The sequence below is a fragment of the archaeon genome, from assembly GCA_016432545.1.
In the GTDB taxonomy this organism is placed as follows: domain Archaea; phylum Thermoproteota; class Nitrososphaeria; order Nitrososphaerales; family Gagatemarchaeaceae; genus UBA183.
Genome location: CP066694.1, coordinates 121437 through 144323 on the forward strand (window position 1 = coordinate 121437; position 22887 = coordinate 144323).

At 59.1% G+C, this 22887-nt stretch carries 25 protein-coding genes; 12 read left to right on the top strand and 13 right to left on the bottom strand.

The genetic code is table 11. The features are described from left to right. Positions 1 to 11 precede the first annotated feature (11 nt). The 4 genes from HY247_00730 to HY247_00745 are packed head-to-tail and all read left to right on the top strand — an operon-like array spanning position 12 to position 2267. Positions 12 to 329, top strand: a complete 318-nt coding sequence (locus HY247_00730) for a hypothetical protein (GenBank protein QQG48879.1) — start codon at positions 12 to 14, stop codon at positions 327 to 329. After that, entirely contained in the window at positions 326 to 1249 is a 924-nt protein-coding gene (locus HY247_00735; GenBank protein ID QQG48880.1) for an NAD-dependent epimerase/dehydratase family protein, read from the top strand. Before HY247_00730 ends, HY247_00735 begins: the two co-directional genes overlap by 4 nt. Positions 1250 to 1272: 23 nt before the next feature. Beyond that, entirely contained in the window at positions 1273 to 1920 is a 648-nt protein-coding gene (locus HY247_00740; GenBank protein QQG49506.1) for an endonuclease III, read from the top strand. A gap of 11 nt (positions 1921 to 1931) precedes the next feature. After that, positions 1932 to 2267 carry a hypothetical protein gene (locus tag HY247_00745; GenBank protein ID QQG48881.1) on the top strand — a complete coding sequence of 112 codons (336 nt, stop codon included), beginning with the start codon at positions 1932 to 1934 and terminating at the stop codon, positions 2265 to 2267. Here the strand turns inward: HY247_00745 and HY247_00750 are convergent. Next, positions 2264 to 2473 (bottom strand): hypothetical protein, encoded by a 210-nt coding sequence (locus HY247_00750; GenBank protein ID QQG48882.1) that lies wholly within the window; start codon positions 2471 to 2473, stop codon positions 2264 to 2266. The genes HY247_00745 and HY247_00750 overlap by 4 nt on opposite strands. Positions 2474 to 2559: 86 nt before the next feature. On the opposite strand from HY247_00750, the gene HY247_00755 reads away from it, so the two are divergent. The 3 genes from HY247_00755 to HY247_00765 are packed head-to-tail and all read left to right on the top strand — an operon-like array spanning position 2560 to position 5258. Continuing rightward, complete coding sequence (locus tag HY247_00755; GenBank protein QQG48883.1) at positions 2560 to 3783, top strand: acyl-CoA dehydrogenase family protein; 1224 nt, start codon at positions 2560 to 2562, stop codon at positions 3781 to 3783. Between the two features lie 34 nt (positions 3784 to 3817). Then, the gene (locus HY247_00760) at positions 3818 to 4267 is read left to right on the top strand and encodes a carbon monoxide dehydrogenase subunit G (GenBank protein ID QQG48884.1); all 450 of its coding nucleotides are present in this window, start codon (positions 3818 to 3820) and stop codon (positions 4265 to 4267) included. 46 nt (positions 4268 to 4313) lie between these two features. Next, the gene (locus HY247_00765) at positions 4314 to 5258 is read left to right on the top strand and encodes a metallophosphoesterase (GenBank protein ID QQG48885.1); all 945 of its coding nucleotides are present in this window, start codon (positions 4314 to 4316) and stop codon (positions 5256 to 5258) included. Here the strand turns inward: HY247_00765 and HY247_00770 are convergent, their stop codons facing one another. The 4 genes from HY247_00770 to HY247_00785 are packed head-to-tail and all read right to left on the bottom strand — an operon-like array spanning position 5259 to position 8856. Then, on the bottom strand, positions 5259 to 6119 hold the full coding sequence (locus HY247_00770; protein QQG48886.1) for an ABC transporter permease: 861 nt from the start codon (positions 6117 to 6119) through the stop codon (positions 5259 to 5261). It abuts the gene before it with no gap. A 2-nt stretch (positions 6120 to 6121) separates the two neighbouring features. Continuing rightward, entirely contained in the window at positions 6122 to 7045 is a 924-nt protein-coding gene (locus tag HY247_00775; protein ID QQG49507.1) for an ABC transporter ATP-binding protein, read from the bottom strand. A gap of 27 nt (positions 7046 to 7072) precedes the next feature. Next, a complete protein-coding gene (locus HY247_00780) occupies positions 7073 to 7852 on the bottom strand; it encodes an ABC transporter permease (GenBank protein QQG48887.1) in 780 nt (259 codons plus the stop codon). Beyond that, entirely contained in the window at positions 7849 to 8856 is a 1008-nt protein-coding gene (locus HY247_00785; protein QQG49508.1) for an ATP-binding cassette domain-containing protein, read from the bottom strand. Before HY247_00785 ends, HY247_00780 begins: the two co-directional genes overlap by 4 nt. Positions 8857 to 8973: 117 nt before the next feature. Here HY247_00785 and HY247_00790 point away from each other — a divergent pair, with 117 nt between their 5' ends. Continuing rightward, entirely contained in the window at positions 8974 to 9546 is a 573-nt protein-coding gene (locus HY247_00790) for a PadR family transcriptional regulator (protein QQG48888.1), read from the top strand. Between the two features lie 36 nt (positions 9547 to 9582). Then, entirely contained in the window at positions 9583 to 10989 is a 1407-nt protein-coding gene (pyk, locus tag HY247_00795) for a pyruvate kinase (GenBank protein ID QQG48889.1), read from the top strand. Here pyk and HY247_00800 read toward each other — a convergent pair. The 6 genes from HY247_00800 to HY247_00825 all read right to left on the bottom strand — a co-directional run bounded on the left by HY247_00800 (position 10986) and on the right by HY247_00825 (position 19350). After that, positions 10986 to 12551, bottom strand: a complete 1566-nt coding sequence (locus HY247_00800; GenBank protein QQG48890.1) for a DEAD/DEAH box helicase — start codon at positions 12549 to 12551, stop codon at positions 10986 to 10988. The genes pyk and HY247_00800 overlap by 4 nt on opposite strands. A gap of 61 nt (positions 12552 to 12612) precedes the next feature. Next, positions 12613 to 13146 (bottom strand): ankyrin repeat domain-containing protein, encoded by a 534-nt coding sequence (locus HY247_00805; GenBank protein QQG49509.1) that lies wholly within the window; start codon positions 13144 to 13146, stop codon positions 12613 to 12615. A gap of 74 nt (positions 13147 to 13220) precedes the next feature. Then, positions 13221 to 14921: a DUF885 domain-containing protein gene (locus tag HY247_00810; protein ID QQG48891.1), complete on the bottom strand. Its 1701-nt coding sequence runs from the start codon at positions 14919 to 14921 to the stop codon at positions 13221 to 13223. Positions 14922 to 15286: 365 nt separating this feature from the next. Further along, complete coding sequence (locus HY247_00815; GenBank protein ID QQG48892.1) at positions 15287 to 16204, bottom strand: DMT family transporter; 918 nt, start codon at positions 16202 to 16204, stop codon at positions 15287 to 15289. A 54-nt stretch (positions 16205 to 16258) separates the two neighbouring features. Further along, positions 16259 to 17635 carry an FAD-binding oxidoreductase gene (locus tag HY247_00820; GenBank protein QQG49510.1) on the bottom strand — a complete coding sequence of 459 codons (1377 nt, stop codon included), beginning with the start codon at positions 17633 to 17635 and terminating at the stop codon, positions 16259 to 16261. A gap of 29 nt (positions 17636 to 17664) precedes the next feature. After that, positions 17665 to 19350 (bottom strand): methyltransferase domain-containing protein, encoded by a 1686-nt coding sequence (locus HY247_00825; protein ID QQG48893.1) that lies wholly within the window; start codon positions 19348 to 19350, stop codon positions 17665 to 17667. A gap of 148 nt (positions 19351 to 19498) precedes the next feature. Here HY247_00825 and HY247_00830 point away from each other — a divergent pair, with 148 nt between their 5' ends. From HY247_00830 to HY247_00840, 3 genes are all read left to right on the top strand, one after another. After that, positions 19499 to 19897, top strand: a complete 399-nt coding sequence (locus HY247_00830) for a VOC family protein (protein QQG48894.1) — start codon at positions 19499 to 19501, stop codon at positions 19895 to 19897. A gap of 240 nt (positions 19898 to 20137) precedes the next feature. Further along, positions 20138 to 20503 carry a VOC family protein gene (locus tag HY247_00835; protein QQG48895.1) on the top strand — a complete coding sequence of 122 codons (366 nt, stop codon included), beginning with the start codon at positions 20138 to 20140 and terminating at the stop codon, positions 20501 to 20503. A gap of 40 nt (positions 20504 to 20543) precedes the next feature. Beyond that, entirely contained in the window at positions 20544 to 21122 is a 579-nt protein-coding gene (locus HY247_00840; protein ID QQG48896.1) for a hypothetical protein, read from the top strand. Between the two features lie 308 nt (positions 21123 to 21430). On the opposite strand, the gene HY247_00845 is transcribed toward HY247_00840, so the two are convergent. Both HY247_00845 and HY247_00850 read right to left on the bottom strand, forming a co-directional pair. Further along, positions 21431 to 21607: a hypothetical protein gene (locus tag HY247_00845; GenBank protein ID QQG48897.1), complete on the bottom strand. Its 177-nt coding sequence runs from the start codon at positions 21605 to 21607 to the stop codon at positions 21431 to 21433. Positions 21608 to 21863: 256 nt separating this feature from the next. Beyond that, positions 21864 to 22622, bottom strand: coding sequence for a class I SAM-dependent methyltransferase (locus tag HY247_00850; GenBank protein ID QQG48898.1), 759 nt, complete (start codon positions 22620 to 22622; stop codon positions 21864 to 21866). Positions 22623 to 22887: the final 265 nt, after the last annotated feature.

Below are 22887 nucleotides of genomic sequence, written 5' to 3' on the forward strand. Positions count from 1 at the left end.
GGGAGTGACGAATGCCCCTCCCCGAGTACTTAATCACCATCGACTACGTCAGCGAGGGAGAGGTCGCAAACCTGATCCGCGGCTTCATCGAGATTCAAGGAAAGAAAGTGAGGTTCTCAGGGGTCGCCTACGGAAGGTTCGGAGGGCAGAACTTCTCCCCCCAATTCACACCCTCTGCCAAGAAGTCGCTCAGCGCCCTGTCGGGAGACTTCGAGAAACTTGAGGAGGACATCCAGATGCGGCTCGTGAGGGGCGAGTTCGACGCGAAGCCTGGCAAGGACGAGAAGCACCATCATCATCACCTCGGTGAGGAGCAAGAACACAAGTGAACCTCCTGGTAGGAGCCACGGGGTTCATTGGCGGGCATCTTGTGGAGTATCTGTTCAAGCAAGGCGAGATCTCGAAGGGCACCTTTCGCATGGGTTCGCACCTCAAGATCCTCGACTCGAACGGCGTCCAGGTCATGGAGGCAGACCTCCTGGACCATCACTCACTTCACGAGGCGATGGAGGGCGTGGACACCGTGTACAACCTGGCCTCTCCCATGCCTGGCTCTGACTCTGACTTCATGAAGGTCAACACCGAGGGGGTCCTCAATCTCCTCGAAACTGCCTCCGAGGCAAAGGTCAGGACCTTCATCCACCTAAGCACCCTTGACGTTCACGGCTTTTCCTCAAAGGAAGTGAGTGACCCTTCGAAGACCTCCCCCGCAGGGGATTACCAGACCTCCAAGGCCGAAGCAGAGAGGCTGCTCCAGGAGTTCGCGAAAAGAAACCCATCCACCCGGGTCGTCATCATCAGGCCGGCCAAAGCAATAGGATCCAGAGACTCTCAGCTCACGGCCCCTGTCATCCGGATGATGACCGACGGTAAGGTCGTGCTCCCCTCATCCGGGACCATGTCCTTCTCGCACCCGCTCGACATCGCCCAAGCGATGTACAAGGCCGCAACCGGTACCTCTGTTTCGGGGAGCGTCTTCCTGACGAAGTCCTTCGACGCCACCCCGGAGGCCCTCTCCACAGCCCTTGGAACCGAACTGGGCAAGGCTGCGAAGTTCTCGAAGCCCGGCGTCTTCTCCCGGTCTGCCCTCCCTGAGTACACCGCGACACAGCTTCGGGCGGCACTCCTACTCCAGGCCCAGGGGTCTTGGCAGAGCCTTGGGTATTCACCCAGCTTTGACCTTGCCTCGACATGCTCAGAAATAGCTGCTTGGTACCGAAAGGACCCTTGGGGCGCAGAAGAGGCCTAGCAATCTCCCGCGTCCTTCCCGAGATGCGGAAGATGGTCTACGGGTCCAAGGACAAGAGGGCGACCGCGCTTGCACAGCTCCAAGAGGTGGAGGGCGGAGATCCGTTCAGGATCCTCATAGGAACGATCCTCTCACACAGAACCAAGGATGAAAACACATCGCGGGCGACTGAAAACCTGTTTTCACGGTACAAGACCCCGTCAGAACTTGCCGGCGCTGACCCGAGGTCGGTCAGGCGGCTCATACGCCCGTCGGGCTTTTACAACATGAAGACCAGGAACATAATGAAGGCTTCCAGACAGCTGTTGGACGAGTTCGGCGGCGTGGTGCCGCAGACCGAGGAAGAGCTGCTGAGGATCCACTCTGTGGGGAGGAAGACAGCCAACTGCGTCCTCGTGTACGCTTTCAACAAGCCGGCGATCCCCGTCGACACACACGTGCACAGGATCTCCAACAGGCTGGGTCTCGTAAAGACGAAGAAGCCGGAAGAGACGGAAGCGGCTCTCGTGAGGAGAGTCCCCAAGCGTTACTGGCTTGACCTCAACGACCTCTTCGTGAGGTTCGGCCAGACCGTCTGCAAGCCGATCGGCCCGAAGTGTGGCACATGTACCCTGTCAGGAGATTGCAACTACTTCAGGACCGTCGTCGCTCCTCGCGAGAAATCTTCTTAGCACCCCGGAGATTGGCGATCCTCGTGCCCAGCCTTGAGGAGGCAAGGAGGAAGGTCGGCGAACTCGTTGTTGCAAAGGGCTTCGGCAATACACCCGAGGACATCCCGAACAAGCTACTCTTCGCGTTCATAGAGCTGGGCGAGGCGGGGGACTCTTGGAAGAAGGGGAGGCCCAAGGAGGAGACGATCGAGGAACTCATCGACGTCATCTTCTACGTCCTCGACGCGTCGAGGCTCATCTCTCCCGAGGCAGACCTTGACGAGGCCTTCGAACGCAAGTTGGCGAAGAACATGACCAGGCCTCACAGATACGGCGAAGGGTTCAGAGCGCCACAGGCAGAGTCCTAGGCTGCCCGTACCCAGATTACGCGCTTGTCCTTGTGGCAGACGTAGCCGTCGTACTTTCGCCCGCTGGAGTCGACCGCCGGTTCTGATCTCATCATGGCGTCTCCGCACTCTGAGCACTTCTGGTCAGAGGACGACTGCTCCACCTTCGCCCAGTCGATCATGTAGTACGTCCAGTAGATGAGGTCGCTCGCCTTCTCGATCTTCACGACACGAAGAGCCCGCCACGGTTACTAAAGAGTGTGAGACCACGCCGCGATGGTTATAGAGACCCGAAGCCTGCCTCCGCGAATAGATGGAACCTCTATTCAAGGCCTCGATGGACGAGGTCAAGGCCCTCTTGGGCCTCTCAGACGAAGAGGTCAAGATACTCGAAGACGCAGACCTTGCTGCCACCGAGCTAATCGTCTCCGAGTTCGAGCGCTACGTGGAGCGCAAGTACAACCCAGAGGTGCCCATCGTTCTCAAGCGCCACGACCTGATGGGAGTTCCCATCGCCAAGAAGTATGGTGGGCGAGGCGCAAGACAGCTAGTCCAGTCGCTCTTCCTCGAGCGCCTGGGGCAGGCCGGCTTGGGGGTGATAACCTTCGTCGACGTCCACCAGTGCCTGGGCAGCCTCACTATCCAAGACTGGGGCAGTGAGGAGCAAAAAGCCCGGTACCTCCCAAAGGCCGCAAAGGGGGAGGCGGTGCTCGCTTACGCCCTCACCGAGCCTGAGGCTGGGAGCGACCCGGGCTCTCTCAAGACTACCTACGAGCGGGACGGGGACTCCTACCTTCTGACCGGCTCGAAGTATCTCATCTCGAACGGATCGGTCGCTACGAACCTTATCGCCTTCGCCTATCCGAAAGAGGGTGGAAAGGGCCCCAGTGCTTTCATCGTCGACGCAAAGCAAGAAGGGTTCTCCGTCGACATGAAGCTCGAGGAGAAGATCGGGCTCTTCACCTCGGACACTTCGATGCTCTCCTTCGACCGCCTGCGCGTTCCAAAAGAGGACCTCCTAGGGCAAGAAGGCAGAGGGTTTGCCGTAGCCTACTCGGCCCTCCTCAACGGAAGGATCGGGATCGGTTCCGGATGCGTCGGCGTCATGGAAGACTGCCTCAATCAGGTCAAGGAGCGCGCTACCTCGAGGGTACAACACGGAAAACCAATCGGAAGGCACCAGCTCATCCAGAGGCACATAGCGTACATCGAGTCAAGCCTCGAGGCATCGCGCTGGCTGGTCTACCGGGCCGCCATCAAAAAGGACGAGTACGAGAAGGCCCCCGCCGACCTGGCCCTCAGGGCGGACGCAGACAGGCTCTCTGCGGTCGCGAAGTACGTGTCCTCAAAGTCTGCCTTCGAGTCCGCGGACAGGGCCGTCCAAGCCTTCGGCGGTTTCGGATATTCGATCATGTCTCCAGTCGCAAAGCACTTCCTGGACACCAGGGTCGCCCGGATTTACGAAGGGACGGACGAGATCATGGAGCTCAAGATAGCCTCGTCGGTCCTCGGCAAGGAATTCGAGGCCTACAAGTGACCTTTTTACCGCCGACAGACGGCCGGGCTCCCTGATGCAGATCCACCTCGAAGGCTCCAACAAGATCAACGCCCCCAGGGAGAGGGTCTTCTCCATGCTGACGGACCCACACTTCCTCGCGAAGACACTCCCGGACGCCGAGGACGTTCGTGTCCTCGACGCTTCGAGCCTCGAAGCCAAGCTCAAACTCAGAGTCGCGGTCGTGTCGAGCACCCTCAAGGTCAGGATGTCGATAGCCGACAAAACCCCCCCTTCCAAGGCTACACTTTTGGCCGAAGGCTCTGGGAGCGGGAGCAACATGAGGATCAACAGCACCTTCACTCTTGAAGGCGACTCCCCGACCACGATGTCTTGGTCCGCGGACGCCGACATTACCGGAGTAATGGCAGGGCTGGGCTCGGCACTCCTGAAGGGCTTCGCCACAAAGAAGGTCGCAGAAATCTTCTCTGGCATAACGAAGGCCGTAGAGCAGGCCTCCGCCTGAAGTCCTCCCTTTCCCGTTAAATACCTAGAAGGCCCGCGCGGCCCTGTTGCCGAGGCTCTTCTTCATCACCGACGTCCACGCGTCAGACAGGTGCTTCCGCAAGTTCCTCAACGCTGCCAAGGCTTACAAAGCCGACGTACTCATCCTGGGTGGCGACATCACCGGCAAGGTCATGATACCGATTGTCGAGCAGGCCAAAGGCACCTACGCCCTCTCCCTGTTCGGAAAGCAGACCACGATCAGGAGAGAGCGCCTTGCGGAGACGCGGAAGTCCCTACTCGATGCGGGCCAGTATTCCTTCGTCACTACGCCGGCCGAACTCCAGGAAGTCACGGCCGACAAGTCGAAGGAGGACGCAGTATTCAACCAGGCCATGCTCTCGCTCCTGGATTCTTGGCTCGCGCTCGTGGAAGAGAGGCTCAAGGGGACGGACGTGCAGTGCTACATCTCCCCAGGTAACGACGACAGGCTCGAGCTTGACGCCCGACTCAGGGATTCGGGCCACGTCGTGAACCCTGAGGGAAGGATAGTCGAGATCGGCAGCGACAATGAGATGATCACCGTGGGATTCGCCAACCCCACCCCATGGAAGAGCCCCAGGGAGCTACCGGAAGACCAGCTCGCGAAGGTGATCGAGGGCCTCGCGCTGCGAGCAAGAAGGCCCGAATCCGCGATCTACAATCTCCACGTCCCTCCGATAGGGACGGAGCTCGACAAGGCCCCTGCTGTCTCGAAGGACCTGAGCTACGTCAAGGAAGGTCTAGGATTCAAGTTCATCCACGCGGGGAGCACCGCGGTCAGGGAGGCCATCGAGAAGCACGCGCCCCTCCTTGGGCTCCACGGCCACATCCACGAGTCGAAGGGGTTCGTGAAGCTCGGCAGGACGCTCTGCCTGAACCCAGGCTCCGAGTACGCGGACGGCATCCTGAGAGGAGCGATAGTCAACCTGCAAGACGGCAAGGTCAAGGACTTCCTCCTCACCAGCGGCTGACTAGGTCAGCTCTTTCTTCTCGAAGAGAAACAGCCCAAGAAGCCCAGAGACCACGAAGTAGGCAGCCATTATGACCAGTCCCTCAAGGATTGAGGCCGAGAAGACGGTGACCCTGAACCCTGGCGGTCCGGGAGGGGTCTGAACTCCTTGCGGATACGGGATGTGGAGGACGTTCGAGATTATCCCCCCGGCATAGGTGATGGAGAACCACGGTTCAATTCCTGCGATGGAGGCGACGATGGTGTCCACTATGTTCAGTGCGAAGAGCAGCACGATGACAGTCATGAGGACCGAGAGGGCGCTGCTCTTGAACAGGGAACTGAATAGAAATGTCAGCGTGAGGACGGCCACCAGGTTGACGTAAGCAAAGGCGACGGATTCGATGAACTCGAACTGGACAGGAAACCCGAAGAAGTAGGTGGCGTTCGCGAGAGCTATCAGCGCGAAGACCCCGAGGACGAGCCCAGCCGCCCCGAAGGCCGCCAGCCACTTGCCCACGTATATCGCAGACCTCCTGACAGGATTCGGGACCAGGAAGTAGCCCGTCTTGTTCTGGAACTCTCCCGAGATGGCGTCTCCCCCGAAGAAGACGGCGGAGAGAAGGGTCACCAGGGGCACGAAGCTTCCCCACCAAGCGGAATAAAATGCGAGCTGCGGGTGGTTCTCCTCAGGAAGGCCGAACCCAAAGAAGCCCGACCTGAAGTAGGCCGCGGCGAATGTGAGTAGCGCGCTCATCGCGAGCACGATTGCGAGTATCACGTAGAACCTCCTCGCCCTGAAGTAATTCAGGAAGGCGTACTTCGCCATCGTGCGGACGTGGGCGAAGGTCGAGACCCTGAGCGAGGCCGTCGCCTGGGTCAATCCTACAGAGTCTCCTTGATCAGCTTCAGGTAGGCCTCTTCAAGGCCGCCAGACACTTCTTTCATCGAGACCGCACCCAGCTTCAGGCTGGCCATCCTGTTGAAGATGGCCTCTTGAGCTTGAAGCCCTCCTGAGTATCTTAGGACCAGATGCCTGTCGTTCGACCTCGCGACCGAATCTACGTTCTCAATCGCCCCTACCTTCCTTGCCAGCTCGTCGTCGACCGGCCGCGCGAACCCCACCTCCACGGAGGTTCCATGACCACCGAATTGAGAGGTCACGTTTGCTATGGAGTCGTAGACCAGAAGCTTTCCATGGTCTATCATCGCGACCTCCTGGCAGACGTCCGTGACCTCGGCGAGCAGGTGGGAGCTCATGAAGACGAGCCTGTCGCTCAGTGACTTCACGATCTCTCTGACCTCGGTCATGCCTCTGGGGTCCAGCCCGGTGGTGGGCTCGTCCAGTATGATTACCTCGGGCTCGCTGACCAGAGTCGACGCTATTGCGACCCTCTGCTTCATCCCCTTCGAGAAACTCCCGACCTTCTTGTCCTCCCACTCTTGCATCTTCACTCTCCCGAGGGCCTCCTGGGCCCTCTTGGACCTCTCCTCCCGGGGGACCCCCCTCAGCTCCCCGACCATTCTCAGCGCCTCCATGGGGGTGAGGGCTGGATAGATCTCCGGCGTCTCGATCAGGGAAGCGCAGCCCGCCAGAGCTCTCTTCTTGTCCTTCCGCACATCGATTCCGTTGACCAGCGCCTCTCCCTTCGTGGGGGAGATCAGACCTGTGAAGATCTTCATGGTGGTCGTCTTCCCGGCCCCGTTTGGGCCTAGGAACCCCACGCACTTCGTCCCATCGAGCCTCAGCTCGAGGCCGCTGAGGGCTGCGAAAGACCCGTACGACTTGGAGAGCCCCACAGCCTGCAGCGACGGTCCAGTCAACCCGCACCGCTCCTAGGATACGACTTTCCTGAACAGGTAGAGCGTCGCACCCATCGTCAGAACGGTCAGGCCGCCGATGAACGCGTAGTCTGCTCCAATGACGCCCCAATCGAAGCCAGTCAGCGATAAGACGCGCACGGCATTGACCGTGTAGCTTATTGGATTGAGCTGCGAAACGTTCTGTATCCACGCAGGCATGAACGCCTGCGGGGTGAGCGCCGTACTCATGAAGAGCAGGGGAAAGGTGAGGAACGCTCCAATCCCGAAGACGGTCTCCGCGTTCTTCGTCTTCAGGCCCAGGGTCAGCGATATCCCCGACCAGGCCAGCCCGAAGAACGCTATCGTAAAGAGCATCAGGAGGACCCCCGGCACGCCAGTCTTGAAGTCGGCCCCGAGGAAGAACGCCATTACCAGGATTATCAGCGACTGGGCGACCACCCTGACGGCGTCAGTGACAAGCCTGCCCAAGAGAATCGCCGCCCTGTTGACCGGGGTTACGAGCATCTTCTGAAGCATCCCGCTGTCGAGGTCCGATACCACGGACGTGCCCGACTGAAGTGCGCTGCTGAATGCGTTCTGAAGCAGTATCCCCGGGGTGGCGAACGCAAGGTAGGTGGCTGCGCCGGTGACTTGAGTGAAGTTCCTTATGCTCGCGTAGCTCGAAAACAGCTGCGTGAAGAGCAACAGGAAGATGATCGGCTGGAAGAGAGAGAAGAACAGGAGTATCGGGTTCCTGAGCAATTTCTTCATCGACCTCACGAAGAGGAAGTACGTGTCCGAGAAGAGGCTCACCGACGTCGGCGCCTCCCCATGAACATCGAAGGAGCGTTCGCCTTGCTTACCTCCTCGGGTCTTATCCTCCTCCCAGTGTGCTGCAGAAACACGTCGTCCAGGGTCGGGGATGAGAAGCTCACCGACGAGAGCTTGATGCCCCTCGAGTCGAAGGCCCTGACGATGTCGGGGATGATTAGCCCCGCGTTCTTCGCATACACCGTTATCCCTTCGTCCGTGTCTATCACGCTGCTGACTCCCTGGAGCCCCTTCAGGGCCTCCCTTGCCGCTTCCTTGGGAGACGAACCCGCGACTCCGTTCTCCAGGGCCATCTTGATCGAGTCGGCCCCGACCTCTCTCTTCAGGGCCTCCGGCGTCCCGTTGGCAACGACCTTTCCCTGGTCGACTATGTAGAGCCTGTTGCAGAGCCGGTCAGCCTCTTCCATGTACTGCGTCGTCAGGAAGATCGTGATTCCCTCCTCGCGGTTGAGCTTCGAAAGGTACTCCCAGATGGTGGCCCTCGACTGCGGGTCGAGCCCAGTCGTAGGCTCGTCCAAGAAGAGCAGCCTAGGCTTGTGGACCAATGCGGAAGCCAGGTCGAGCCTCTTCTTCATACCCCCCGAATAGTGGCCTGCCCTCTTCTTTGCGACGTCCGAGAGCTGAACAAGCTTCAGCAGCTCCTCCACCCTCGACTTCAGCTCCTGCCCTCCCATCTGGTGAAGGCGACCCTGTAGCATCATGTTCTCTTCCCCGGTCAGGTCCGGGTCGATAACAGTCTCCTGGCTCGCCACCCCTATCAGCTTCCTGATGCCCTGTGGATCCTTCTCAAGGTCTATACCACAGACCCACACCTTCCCGGAGGTCTTCCTGAGCAGGGTGGTCAGAATCTTGATCGTGGTGCTCTTCCCCGCCCCGTTTGGACCGAGGAACCCGAAGAACTCCCTGTCGGAGACATTGAACGAAATCCCGTCCACCGCTTTCGTCCCGTCTGCATAGACCTCTACGAGGTCCTGGACCGAAATGATGTCCGCCAAGCGGACGCTCCCGTCGCCGCGTTGTGATTTAAGGATATCTTATACGATATATGTAGTGATATCTGGATAGACATACATTTAATACCTGAACAGCTCCCTCCGCCAACGTTGACCGGTCCGTTCTCCAAGAAGTGGCTCCACCCTCAGACCGTACCGAGGGGGTTTCTCAGGCTGTACATTCTGACACTTCTCTCAAAGGGCCCTGAGACGGGCTACTCGATCATGCAGAAGATAGACGAGAGAACCGATGGGGCCTGGCGCCCGGGCGCAGGGACCATGTACCCACTGATGAAGAACTTGGTTCGTTCGGGACTGGTGAAAGCGGCGGCGCCGAGTGGAAGGCTGAGGACGAAGGTCTACTCCCTGACCCCGAAGGGACAGGGAGAACTGGAGGAGATAAGGCGCTCAATAGCCACAGTAGGGAGGAAGGACCGGGTCATGATGCGTCTCTTTTCCGAGCTTCTGCCGGGCACAGCCTTCGTCCCGATGATGCTCAGGCGCTTTCGGGAAGGGAACGAGGTCTTCCGCGAGAAGTTCGCGGAGATCCCGCAGCCCCAAAGGGCGGAGCTCCTGAAGGAGATGCGGCTCAACCTTGAGCTACAGCTCGACTGGGTCGACGCTCAGATGGGAGCTGCCCTTCCGAGCCTCAGAGAAAGGACCGCCCGTAAGAGGAAGCCGTAGCTTTATTCCGCTCCTCGGCGGAGCGGGGGCAGGGCATTGAGAGCCACAAAGATCGTCTGCACCATCGGGCCCGCGAGCAGGGACCCGAAAGTGCTGAGGCGCCTCGTGCAGCTGACAGACGTCTTCAGAATCAACTTCTCACACGGAGACGAGGAAGGCCACAGGGAGGAGATCGACCGCATCCGAAGGGCGGCGAGACTCTCAAGGAGGACGGTCGCCATCCTCCAAGACCTCCCCGGACCAAAGATTAGAGTTGGGAGGATCGCCGGAGGCTCCGTCGACCTCCAAAGGGGTTCCAGGCTCTCGCTCGTCGGGTCGGACGAAGAGGGGACCTCCCGCAGGATTCCGGTCAACTACCCTGACATCCTGAGGTCGGTCGTCAAGGGGAACCTCCTTCACCTCGCTGACGGTCTCATCAGGCTGAGAGTAGAGGAAGTGCTGGCTGGTGAAGTCAGGTGCACGGTGGTAGCAGGGGGCGTACTAAGCTCCGGCAAGGGCCTCAACGCCCCAGGCGTCAACCTCAGGCTCCAATACCCTACCCAAGCAGACGTCGCCCACCTCAAGTTCGGGCTCCGCCAAGGGGTCGACTTCGTGGCCGCCTCTTTCGTCCGGACCCCCTCCGATATCAGGGAGGTGCGCCGCCTGCTTCCTTCCGGCGGCCCTCGCCTGATCGTGAAGGTGGAAAAGCGCGAGGCCGTCGAGGACTTCGACGCGATCCTCGAGGAAGCAGACGGAGCGATGGTCGCGCGCGGGGACCTCGGCATCGAAGTCCCCATCGAGCGAGTACCGCTCATCCAAAAGAAGATCATCTCCAAGTGCAACGCATCGGGCAAACCTGTCATAGTCGCCACCCAGATGCTCGTCAGCATGGTCAACTTCCCGGTCCCGAGCAGGGCCGAGGTGACCGACGTCTCAACAGCCATCCTCGACGGGACCGACGCGGTGATGCTCTCTGACGAGACGACCGTCGGCAAGTACCCAGTCGAATCGGTGAGGATGCTCGACCGGATCGCGCGCTCCACCGAGTCCGCCTTCCCCTCGCGGCCGTCCATCGCATCCGACGACGGGTCCCGCGAGACGAGCGAGGCGATCGGGAGGGCGGCCTGCAGGCTCGCAGACTACGTCGGGGCCAAGGCCATAGTGGCGCCCACCCAGACGGGGTCGACGGCTAGAAGGGTGGCGATGTACCGCCCAAGGCAGCCCATCGTCGCCATGTGCACCGACTCCAAGGTCGCCCGTGCGATGAAGCTCTACCGCGGAGTGATACCGGTGGTCTCGAAGCGGGCCAAGACGGTCGACTGGCTCTTCGCTCGTGCCGACACGGCGGTCCTGAAGCTTGGGCTCGCCAGGAGGGGCGACCGCATAGTCGTGACTTCAGGGACCCCGGGCCTCAGGGGGACGACCAACGTGATCAAGGTCTCGGTCGTGGGCAGCCGAGCCTAGGCCGCTTCCCCCGGCACGAAGTCCATCAGCGTGGGCGCTTTGGTGCGCCTCCTTGCCGGTTTCTCGTCGGCGTGCTTCACCAGTTCCCTCATCCTGTTCTCTTTGAAGAGGGTCGAGTAGTAGTAGGACTCGTCGATCGTGCCCTCCGCGAGCAAGATCACGACCCTTCCTTCTCTTGTGCGGCCTGTCCGACCTCTCCTCTGTATGTACCTGATCTCCGACGGGACAGCTTCGTAGAAAACGACCAGGTCCACGTCCGGCACGTGGAGGCCCTCCTCCCCGATGCTGCTGCTCACCAGCACCTTGAACTCGCCCCTTTCGAATGACTTCAGGGCCTCGGACTGCGTCTCCTGGTCCATGCCCTTGCTTCCGGTCCTGTCCGACTGTCCGACGAAGCGGCTCGCGGTGTGTCCGGCCTCGCCCAGAGCAGTAACGATGTCCTCGATGGTGTCCCTGTACTGCGTGAAGACGATGACCCTCGAATCTTCCTTCTTCGAAAACTGGGTCTTGACTATCGACAGCATCGCCGGAATCTTAGAATGTGGGACTGCCGAGATCTTCAGGGCTTCATCCTCTATCCTCAGCCACTTCGGGTCCTTGATCAGCGACGAGGCGGACTTGCCCTTGTCGGGCCGGTCCCGGAGCTTCTCAAGGTACTTGAGCAGGGGGGACGCTCCCTGGGTCTCCACGACTTCTATCGCGTGTAGTATGGTGACCGCCTGGGCCTGGTTCATGATCGCTCCGAAGATGTACCCTCGCTGCCCTCCGCTCGCCTGGGCGCTCTTCAGGCGCGCCGAGATCGTGGCCCTGGCTTCAAGGAGCGCCTTCTTGGAGACCTTGTTGCTCCTCAGGAATCCTCCGTTCAGGAGCCTCTTGACCTTCTCATTGAAGAGCTCCCTCAGCCTGAGAGTCACCTCGTAGTACTCCTCCGGCACCCTCACCCTCACCGTCTCCATCTTCGTCTCCTCGACGTACTCGCTTACGTCGTCGCTCTCCTCGCTCCGTGCCTCTACCTTCTCGATGAACAGGTTCCTCTTGATCTCGTTCACCTTCTCCTTGGTCGCCCCCGGGGACGCGGTCAGCCCAAGTATCAGGGGACGGTCCGCGCTCTCCTTGTACGCCTGTGCCAGCCCGGTGTAGGTGTAGTCCTTGACGCTCCTGTGGGCTTCGTCGAAGACCATTAGCGCCACTTCTCTCAGGGAGACCCGCCCATGCTTGACGTCGTTGAAGACAGTCTGGGGGGTAGCAAAGACCACCCTCGCCTTCAGCCAGGCCACCTCTCTGTCTCCAGGGTCGACCGTACCCGTCAACAGTACGAACGAGCCTTCAGGGAGTTCGAGCTGGGCCTTGAACGCGTTGAGGTGCTGGAGGACGAGGGGCCTTGTCGGCGCCAGCACCACGACCTTCGAGCGTGCCCCCTCCCCTAAGATCCTGGAAGCGACCAGCATGGCGATCATCGTCTTCCCCAGCCCGGTCGGGAGCACCACCAGGGTGTTGACCTTTGAGGCGACCTCGGCTATCTGTTCCTGGTACTTCCTCGGCGAGAGGCCTTCTCTCAGCAACGAACGCCGACCAGCTCTTAATTGGCTAAAAGACTTGTCCGGGAGGCAGGGCCGACCCCATTCAGCTTCCAGAAGACCGCTGCCGTATCAGCGCGGCGATGTCTTCCATCTTTCGCTCTTCCGCGAGGACTAGCGCGGTCTTTCCTTCGTAGTTCTTGGCTTCCAGGCTCGGGGATGCGTTTTCGAGCAGCCATGCCGTCGCCTCCGCCCTTCCCCTCGAGACTGCGTTGTGGAGAGCGAGAGTTGCTCCCTTCGTGGCGCCCTTGTCCCACACCATCCTGCAGAGCTCGACGTCGCCGCTCAGGGCCGCGTGGGGAAGCAGTGGAATCCCGTGAGCGCCGACTGCCTCAGACATGCTCGGGTCTCTCGAAAGCATCTCTTCTACAACCTTTTTCTTGCCTAACATCGCCGCCGTGCAGATGCTCAGGGGAGCGCCCTTCTCTAGGAGGAACTCTGCCACTGGCGCCGCTCCAGTCTGAGCCGCAGCCTGAATCGCCGACTCGAAGTCGTTCTCCCCCCACTGGTAGACCACGTTGAGCAGGGAAGGGTTCTCTTCGAGCATCGCCTTGACCCTCGGCAGGTTCCCGTGCCCCATTATCACGAACTGCTTTACGACCTCCGATTTCGGCCCCAAATCGTCCGCCAACTCTCTCGATCCACTCCCCGGACCTACTTAGACTTCGCGTAATCTCCAAGGATCTGCCTCAGAGACTCGAGGGGAACCGCTCCGTCGCTCAAGACCGCGTCATGGAACTTCTTGATGTCGAACGAGCTTCCCAGGGACTCTTCCGCTGCGGCTCTCAGGCGGCGGATCTCGAGCTGCCCTGTCTTGTATGCGAGCGCCTGCCCGGGCCAGGTGATGTACCTATCCACCTCGTTCACGATGTTGTTCTCGGCCAGCGCGGAGTTCTCCAACATGAACTTGATCGCCTGTGCCCTCGTCCAGCCCATCGCGTGCATCCCGGTGTCGACCACCAGGCGACACGCCCTCCAGGAGTCATAGGAGAGGACGCCTATCCTGTCCAGGTCGGACGAGTACAGGCCCATCTCGTCCGAGAGCCTCTCAGTGTACAGGCCCCAGCCCTCGATGAACGCAGTCACCCCGCTGTTCTTCCTGAACTCCGGTATCCCCTCCAGCTCCTGGGCGATCGCAATCTGAAGATGGTGCCCAGGGATGGATTCGTGATAGGCCAACACCTCCGCTTCGTACCTAGGCCTTGTCTCGGGGGCATAGGTGTTGATGAAGTACTGCCCCGGCCTCGAGCCGTCCGCTGCCGGCTGCCTGTAGTACGCGATAGTCGAGTGCTTCTCCTCGTGCTCGCCCATCCGGACGACCACGCAGTCGGTCTTGGGGAGCCGCCCGAACCACTTCCCCATCGCCGCCTTGGCTCTGGCCAGCGCAGTCTCCGCCTTTTCCTGGACCTCGTCCCTGCTGCTGAAATAGAGCGAGGGGTCGGTCCTCAGCTTCTTGAGAATCTCTGGCCTGTCCCTTGTGCCAAAGACCTTCTCGCCCAGGACCTCCATCTCCCCGTTGATCCTCGCGACCTCCCTGAGCCCTGTCTGGTGCAGCTCTTCGGGGGCGAGGTCCAGCGATGTGTGATATCTTATCAGCTTGGCATAGGCCTCTGCGCCCCCCGTGATGTGAACGATTCCCGGCTTTTCCTGCGGTCGCGCATGGAGCAGGATGTCGCCCCGCAGAAACTCCAGGTATTTCCTGAACGCAGGGCGGACCGAACTGTCTACGGCACCGGCGACAGATTCCCTGAACGCCTTTAGCTCGGACTCCTTCCAGTCCGGATGTGCGACTTGCAGAGCCTTCAGCATGGGCCAGTTCCCTTCCGGCTTTGAGAGCGTCCCTTCAAGCTCGTCGATGACCTTCGCGACGCAGTCTCGGACAGCAACCCTTCCGGACTTGTACCCTCTGCTTAGGTTCGAAATGTGCTGGTCCATGTACGGTCCGAAGGCACTCAACCTCGCGGCGAACGCGGTCCCTTCCACGGGGCTCCGGACGGGCTGCAGCCCTTCGAGGTTCAGCAACTCGACCTGTATCCCCTGAAGGGGGTCGACCGTCCACTCTTCGAGAGAACACTTCGAGTAGTCGGCCTGCGCGCGGGCCTCAACGACCAGTGCGGAGAGAGTCAGACGCCCCGAGCCGGTAAGGGCTTCCGCCCTTATCCTTGAGCACCTCGCCAGGATCTCCTCGTAGGCGCTCTCGCGCCTGCTCCTTCCCGCTGGAGAGATGTCTGAGAGTCGGGAGTCGAACCTCCTGTCTCCGATCACGGTCGCGAAGATGGGGTTCTCCTCGAGGACGGTCTCCCAATAGTCTGCAGCCGCCGTGGCCAGTTCTGCTGCCTGGTCCGAAGTCTTCACCGCCCGATAGACCCTCGCACCTCGTATTTTTGCTCGGCGGTCATAGGCAATGCGCCAGCAGACCCACCGGCTCGGTCGAAATACCCCGATTCTCGCCGTTCTTGATGAGAAGGCCCGTAATGGAGGGATACCACGAGAGAAAGACGCGTCCAAAGCCCTATATGCGCACCGAGAACAGGAACAATTCATGACATACGCACGCCGTAGAAAGTGGGCTGTCATCCGAAGGCGAAGGCATTCATCCCATCAACACGCCCTAGAACAGCGTGCTTCCCGCGGACAAAAGACAGCCTAGGCACAGCGCCCGCTGACGGGTCTGCTAGTCAGTCTCCTCTCACTTCCTGGCCAGACAGGTGAGGGCCGCGTCAGGAGACCGTGTTGGGTGTACCGCCGGGCTCCTTCTGCAACTCACCCCTTGAACTGTTGGTGAATATTCCCGCCAAAACCAGAGCACCGCCCACCAAGAGCGACATTGAGAGCCTCTCGGCGAGGATGAGGACGCCCATGACCGCCGTGACAACGGGGATGAGGAGCTGAGCTAGTCCGCCGAGTGAGGAGGCGACTTTCCTCAAGACGCCATTCCAGACAACGTAGCTCAGTGCAGTGCTGACCGTCCCCATATAGAGAGCCAGGGCAAGGCTCGAGGGAGCTATGTCCGTCCACTGGGCGGTCCCCGCAATCGCGGTCCCAAAGACGCCTAGAGCAGCTGCCGCGATCCCGAAGAAGAGAAAACTGTTGTAGGTGTATCCGAACGAACCTCCAGAACTTCTCCCGTAAACGGAGTAGAGTCCCCAGGAGATCCCGGTCAAAGCCATCAACGCGACCCCCTCCAGCGAAGCCGTACCAAGTCCGCCGAAAGTCAGGACTAGGATCCCGAGCAGTCCCAGAACGAGCCCTAGGACGACGCGGAAGGTAAGCCTCTCCCGCTCTTCCACCACCGAGTACGAGGTCATCGTTATCACCACTGCCCCGTAGAAGACCAGGGCCCCGACGCTCGCAGGAATGAAGGCGTACCCGAACGAGATTGCGAAGGCGTACACTCCCAGGAAGAGCGCGCCGACCAAGTCACGACCGCCCGGCCTAGCCTTCTTGGTCTCTTTCGGAAACGCGGCGACCATCAGCTGGAGCGTCAGAAGCCCGCTGAGGAACCTGATCACCGTCAGGGGGAACGGACCGACGAGAAGGCTCGAGACGAGGTACCTCGTGATCACGCTATTGACTGCGAAGCTGGCTACTACGATGACCAGAGCAGCAGGGACCAGGAATCCGCGCCGGACGGCCATCGGACTCAGAGGTCCTCTGGACCGAAAGTTAAGCCCGACGGCTTCGTTCCTGTCCTAGGCTGCGGGTGATATGTTCTGGTTGATCCGGAAAATGTTCTCAGGGTCGTACTTCTTCTTCGCCGCCTGCAAGCGGCCGTAGTTCCCCCCGAAGTTGGCGGCGACCCGGTTCATGTCGTCCCCGGCAGCGAAGTTGATGTATCCTCCCTCCTCTGAATACGGTGTCAGCGCCTTGTAATAGTCGCGGACCCACCGGGTGTTGCTCTCGTTCTGGGCGGGGTCAGGCCACATACCTGCAACCACGACCGCGTACTTCGCCTCTCTGTGTCCGAACGCGGTCGCGTCGGGCGCGACATCGTGCACCGCGCCGTTGATCGAATAGATGTGGGTCGTCGAGTTCACGACCGGTACCTTGGGGCCGAATTTCATGTGCGCCTCTATCGCGCCATCGGTGAGGTCGCCCGCGAAGACTGCCTTCCAGTAGTGCTGAAGGCCTGGCGGAAGCAGCCCGTCAAAGAGGCTATTCAGTGCCGGAAAAGGCATGGGCTGGACGTACTCGGCCACGACCGGGGCGGCGTCCCTCAGTGGCGCGATGGCCTTGCTCGCCTGGTCGGGTGGGCCCGTCCAGCAGACCACCATCGCGCAGAGCGTGTCTCCATGGCGATTCTGCGGGATGAATGGCAGGGGAGGCGCGATCTGCCAGGCGAAGAAAGCACCCAGCTGCCGCGGGGCGCTCGCGATGTACTTGTCGTAGGCCCTCATCACTGCAGGAGCGTCCTTCACCTCGAAGAAGATGGGCCCTCCAACGACGTCCTTGACCTTGTGCAGCCTGTACTCGAAGCTCGTGACCACCCCGAAGTTTCCGCCGCCTCCTCGAATGGCCCAAAACAGCTCAGGGTTCCCCTTCTCGCTCGCAGTGACGAACGACCCGTCGGCTAGCACGAGGTCGGCAGAGATCAGGTTGTCCAAAGTGAGGCCGGCGCCCCTAGAGAGATAGCCTATCCCTCCTCCCAACGTCAGCCCTCCGATGCCGGTCGTGGAGATTATTCCTCCGGGCGTCGCAGTTCCGAAGCCGTAGGTGGCGTGGTTCAGGTCCCCCCATGTGCAGCCTCCCTCGGCCCTCACGGTCATGGAAGCAGGGTCGACCCTGATGCCTTTCATCCTCGACAGGTCGATTACAAGAGCGTCATCGGCAGTGCCGAAACCGGGAACGCTGTGCCCTCCGCCGCGCATGGCCAGCGCCAGGCCGTCCTTCCTAGCGGCCTTCACGGCCACCATCACGTCCCCTGCATCCACAGGTCTGACGACGGCTGCGGGCTTCTTGTCTATCATAGCGTTGTAGACCTTCCTTGCCTGGTCGTACGACCCTTCTCCGGGCAGGACGACGTCTCCTCTGAACTCTCCTTTCAGGGCAGCGACTGTGGCCGGGCCCATGGGCGCCTTCCCGGGTTGCATGGGCTCTATCAACTCTCCGGCTTGCCCGCGGCTATGACGACAGACTCGGCACCGAAGGTCCTCGTCAGACGCTTTGTATTCTCCGAGGGACTGGACGCAAAGTAGTCCAGCCTCTTCACTATCTTGACGTCCTTGAACCCCGCGTCCTTGATGGTCTTGAGGTACTCGCTCTCGACCGCCGCTCCCCCGATGCAGTCGGCCCAGAGCTGGGGGACGAGGCCGCAGACCTTCTGGACGTTGCTCTGCACCACGATGTCAGAGATCTGGATTCTGCCTCCTGGCTTCAGCACTCGATAGATCTCACCAAATGCTCCCTTCTTGTCAAGCACGAGGTTGAGAACGCCGTTGCTCGTCACCACGTCGACGCTTTCGTCCTCTAGTGGGATCTTCGTGGCGTCTCCCTTGAGAATCTTCACGTTCTTCGCCCCCATCTTCTCGATGTTGGCGTTCGCTTTCTCTATCATCGCCTCCGTGATGTCGAGGCCGAAGACCTTGCCCTTGGGCCCGGTCCTAAGCGAGGAGAAGAGGACGTCTGTCCCAGACCCCGACCCTACGTCGAGGACCGAGTTCCCGGGCTTGATGGCCCCTGCTGCGTGAGGAAAGCCCACCCCTGCGAAGGACTCGAGGGCCGACTCGGGTAGCTTCTCTATCTCGTCGGTATACCCAACGAACTTCAGGGCCTCTCTGCCGAGCGGAAAGTGGTACTTCTTCCTGGGGTTCGTGGCGACCTCAGTGTAAAGACCCTTCACCGCATTCGTAATGACCTCGTTGATCTTGCTTCCAGGCTGCGCCTCCGTTGTGCCCCCGACGTGAGAGGCCTTCGCCTGTTCGATCGTCATGCTTGCCTTCTTTGAGGAGTACCTCCATCCCGCAATCCCGGAGCCGAACTCCCTCCTGTCTACGAGTCCGCCGTCCGCGAGTTTCTTCATCCTCCCTTCAATGTCGAAGGGCGAGACACCGAAGACCACCGCGAGTTCCTTGGGGAAGATGGTCTCCCATGAATGCCGCTCGAAGTACTCCAAGATGTCCACGGGGACCCGCTTGGTGAGTCGAGAGCCAGCCACCTTCTCGAGCGCCTCCTCGTGTTCCGCAGAATCGAAGACATTGCTGACCGCGAGCCCTCTCCCCGACTGCCTGTTCACGTACTTCAAAGTAAGGAAGCTCACGTCCATTTCCCCCTTGTCTTCTTCGAAGAGAGCCTTCGCCTTGCCCGATCTTATGTCGCGGACAAGTCGTTCGGGGTCAAGCCCTACCTCCTTTCCGACCCGGGCGAGGGCCTCCTCGCCCGACACGTCTCTGGCTTCTACTGCGACAATCTCCATCAGTCTGCGAAGGAACCTCTCAGCACCCTCCTCTCCCTGGAGTTGGGCGGCCTTGAAGGCGACGCAGGCGGGCCACGTGGACTTCACTCCCGACTTCAGGTAGTAGCCAGGGTCGGCGGGCATCCCTGTCATTGAAACGCTCTCTGTCACCCACGCACGCAGCGCCTTGTCGTCGATAACATCGTACTCCCTCCTCCACTCTGAGAGGTCGTTGGTGATTCCTCCCATCTTGTAGGTGACGCTGATCTGTTCCCCATACACCTCCCGAAGGCGGTTGAGGACTGGCTCGAGTCCCCAGCTCCACCAACACGACGGGTCTGCGAAGTGTATGACATCCACGAGAGCCTTCGTCCGCGCCATCTTGCTACTCATCCTCACGTGATTGCCGTTCGTTGGTTATATGCTGGGCGGGAGTGGTCCGCCCGCAATCTACAGGGTCCTGATTGTTCTCCGCCAGGAGTGAGAACTGCTTTGGGCAAAAGAATGAATTATGGGAGCCGAAGACCACGAGAGGCAACGCTTGATCGACCATCTCAACGCCTACGTCATCCCGGTGAGAGACTTGGAAAAGTGCATCTCGTTTTACCGAGACACACTTGGACTGCAACTCAAGAACAAGGAAGACGACTTCGCCTATTTCGTCTTCGAAAAGACGGGCGCGCCTGGACTAGGGTTGCTAAAGATCGAAAGCGCCGCCAAGCTAATCTCGGAGGCACAGGTGCGGTCAGCCGAGGAAACGGTCCATCGGACGTACTTCGCCGTCTTCGTCGAAGACGTCGACAAAGAGTACCTGGAACTGGAGGCAAAGGGGGTACACTTCGTGAAGCCGCCTACGACTCAACCCTGGGGTCAGCGGATTGCGTACTTTGAGGATCCTGAAGGGAACCTGTGGGAAATCTCCCACTTCCTCAAGAAGTAGTGTTACTCCAAGACCAATTGTGTTCTCAGGGTCAGAGCGGTTCTTGTCAGGCATCGGGATGGGTCCTTCCGTACCAGAGTCTCTCGCACTTAGACGGGGACTTGTCCCTCTCGCTGGCGATCCGCGAGCATGTCCTGAACCAGTGTGCGGTGGGGTGGGACTTCAGCACAGTGAATTGTGTCGAAACCTAGGTCTGGTAGCCCGAGGAAAACCCTTTTCCTCTAGAGCTACGTAATAGATTTGATGGCGAAATTCAGTCACATCCACATCAATGTCTCCGATCTCAGCAAGTCACTAGAATTCTACGGCGAAAAGCTAGGCCTGAAGACCGACAAGATAACTGACACAATGGGTTCAGTCAGTCTGGAACCTGGTTCTCTGGACCTCGACCAGGTGCCAATAGAGAAACTCTCGGAGGTTTCGACGACAAAACACACAACGTTGGCTTTTTCCGTCCCGAGCATAAACGATTACTACGATGAAATCAGTCTTAAGGGCGTTCAGACACTGGACAAACCAACGCGTAGGGCATGGGGTTCCTTCAACTTCTACCTGAAGGATCCTGACGGGTACATGCTAGAAGTCGAGCAGCAGGAGAGCAGTTAGTTTTGCTTATCCTGGCTATCGCAAGAGTCCAAAGGCCTGGGTGAAACTCATATTCGAGGGCTGGGACTTTGGCCCGGCATGCTGGGCAGAAATTCAGGCATGGTCAAGTCGCCACATCAGCGATAAATATCAAGTCCTTCTATTTCCACTCGTGGCCGAACCAAGAACGGAGAAGGCGTACGTCAAGTACGCTTGGGTTATCTTTTTCATATTCGGCTTGCTTTCCGTGATATCCTCCCCAATCGGGCTCCTGGGCATACCGCCCAATCCGCCATCGCCAGAAAGTGCGACGGGCCTGACCTCCAGCCAGATTGCGGCTCGAATCCCGGGCATATCGGACTACATAGGCTCGATTGCGAGGCAACTCGGAAATTTCATGCTTGCGATGGGGGTCTTGACTATGGGCATCGCGGCTGTCCCATTCAGGAGAGGAGAAAAATGGGCTTGGTACATCTTCTGGATTCTTCCCATCTTGCTCATCATCCAACTAACCAATAGCTTCCTTTCAACTCCGGGTGGTGGGTTCGGATGGCAATTTGACTTCGCCTTCATCTTCATCATACTGCTTGGGCTTTTCCTTCCTTACCGCAAGTTCTTTCCGAAGAGACGACAGGACTGAACTGAGAGCAGCTCTGGGACCTGGCCGCAGAATATTGGGTTCAGGGTACACGGTCCCGTCGGCAGCCAACCCAATCTCTTCAACGCAGTCGAAGAACCCCATCAGGTGACGTGCTGATTTTTTCATCGCTCGCTCAGGAAGATCCCGGCAATTTGGTGGACGGCCCGTATTCTGGGGCAGAATCCTCACAGCAATAAGGAATGTGCGGGGGGTGGGATTACAGGACAATTCATTGTGTTGAAAGGCTTCTTGAGCTGAATCGCCCAGTTGGGTTGCGCGGGTCCCCTGGAAATTCCAAGGTCAATTCCTTACTTTTCAGGTTCGCGGAGTTCTCGGCGCAACACCTTGACGCTCTCTAGGAGCAGGATCTCCTCCGGAAGAGTTTCGGGCGAAAGCCTCGAGGCTAAGATTACCCTCTTCATCATGATTGGGTCGAGCTGTGAAAGGAGAGATTGAATCTCATCTCTTTCGTTTCCATCACCCATCCTTCCTCACAGGCCTTGTAGCCTTGCGCCTAGCGACCCAAGCGTCAACAATTGAATTCAACCATCTCTCCACTTCGGGCTGAGACCGTGATAGCTTGATCCTCAAGTACGCCAGGGCTTCCTGATACTCCTGCTCCGAGGCCTTCATTTCGGACTTTCATTCGTTAGGAGATATATGAATCTAGAGTGCCAATCGCCTTTTCCAGCAATAAGATGCTCGAAAGTGTTCCCGAATTCTCCAATGGGTGACTGTTCGTCAGAGCTTCTCGTAGACGTCCAGCCACCCTGACCACTTCACAAGGGAGCGTCTGTTCACTAGTTCCCAGCCGTTTGATGCCATGATGGGTTCGAGTATGAACGGCGCCCAGATAGCGTGCCTGAACTCCACCCTGTTCGTTCCGTCTTCCCATTCACTCTCGACTATCAAGTCTCCCCTTTCTGAGTCGTAATCCCTGGTCCTGCTTACAACCGACTTTCCTTTGTCCTTTTCGATGAGTTTAGGCTTCCATTTTCTACGAAACAGGAGACCTGCTACGTCACGATAATCGGTTATGAAATGGGAGCCTTTCCCAACGACTGGGTCGACTCTACTAATCAATCTGACGAAGTCTCGAGTGTCAAAGTGGCACATTGCATTTCCAAGGAGTGTCACGGAGTCAAAGGATCCTTCAACTCCACAGCTGATTATGTCGCCCAGGATGAACCTGTTACGCGACCGTATCTTCTTTGCGAATGCGGTCGCTGATTCGATCATGTCTCCGTTGATATCAATCCCTACGTAACCATGACCATCCTTTTCGATGATGAAGCCGAGAATGCCTCCTCCGCAGGCCAAGTCCAAGACCTTTCGCCCGAAGTACTTGCGATTCGCACGGTAGAGTTCGGAGAGCTCTTTCACCCGCCTTCTGTTTGACATCAAGTATCTCCCGAAGTCGTCGTGCTTGCGGTAGTAGACTTCGATATCCTGACGAGCCACACCTATCAGCAAAGCTTGCACGCTAAATTTCTTGTCCATCCAGGAATTCTTGAGCAAAATAGAGTGTGCGGGGGGTGGGACTTTGGCCCGGCATGCTGGGCGGAAACAGGCTATGATGTCCTAGGAAATCGATGCTTGTCCATGCTCCAGCGTACACATGGGCCCCGATCTGTTCCATCAGCCCGAGGTCTTTTCTGTAGTTCCAGATTTCTGCAACTTTGCTTTTCCCGAAGCGGAAGATGCTTGCTCTAGGGGACGATGGACGCTATCTGCTCATCCAATCTCTCTATGAAGGCTTCGGCCA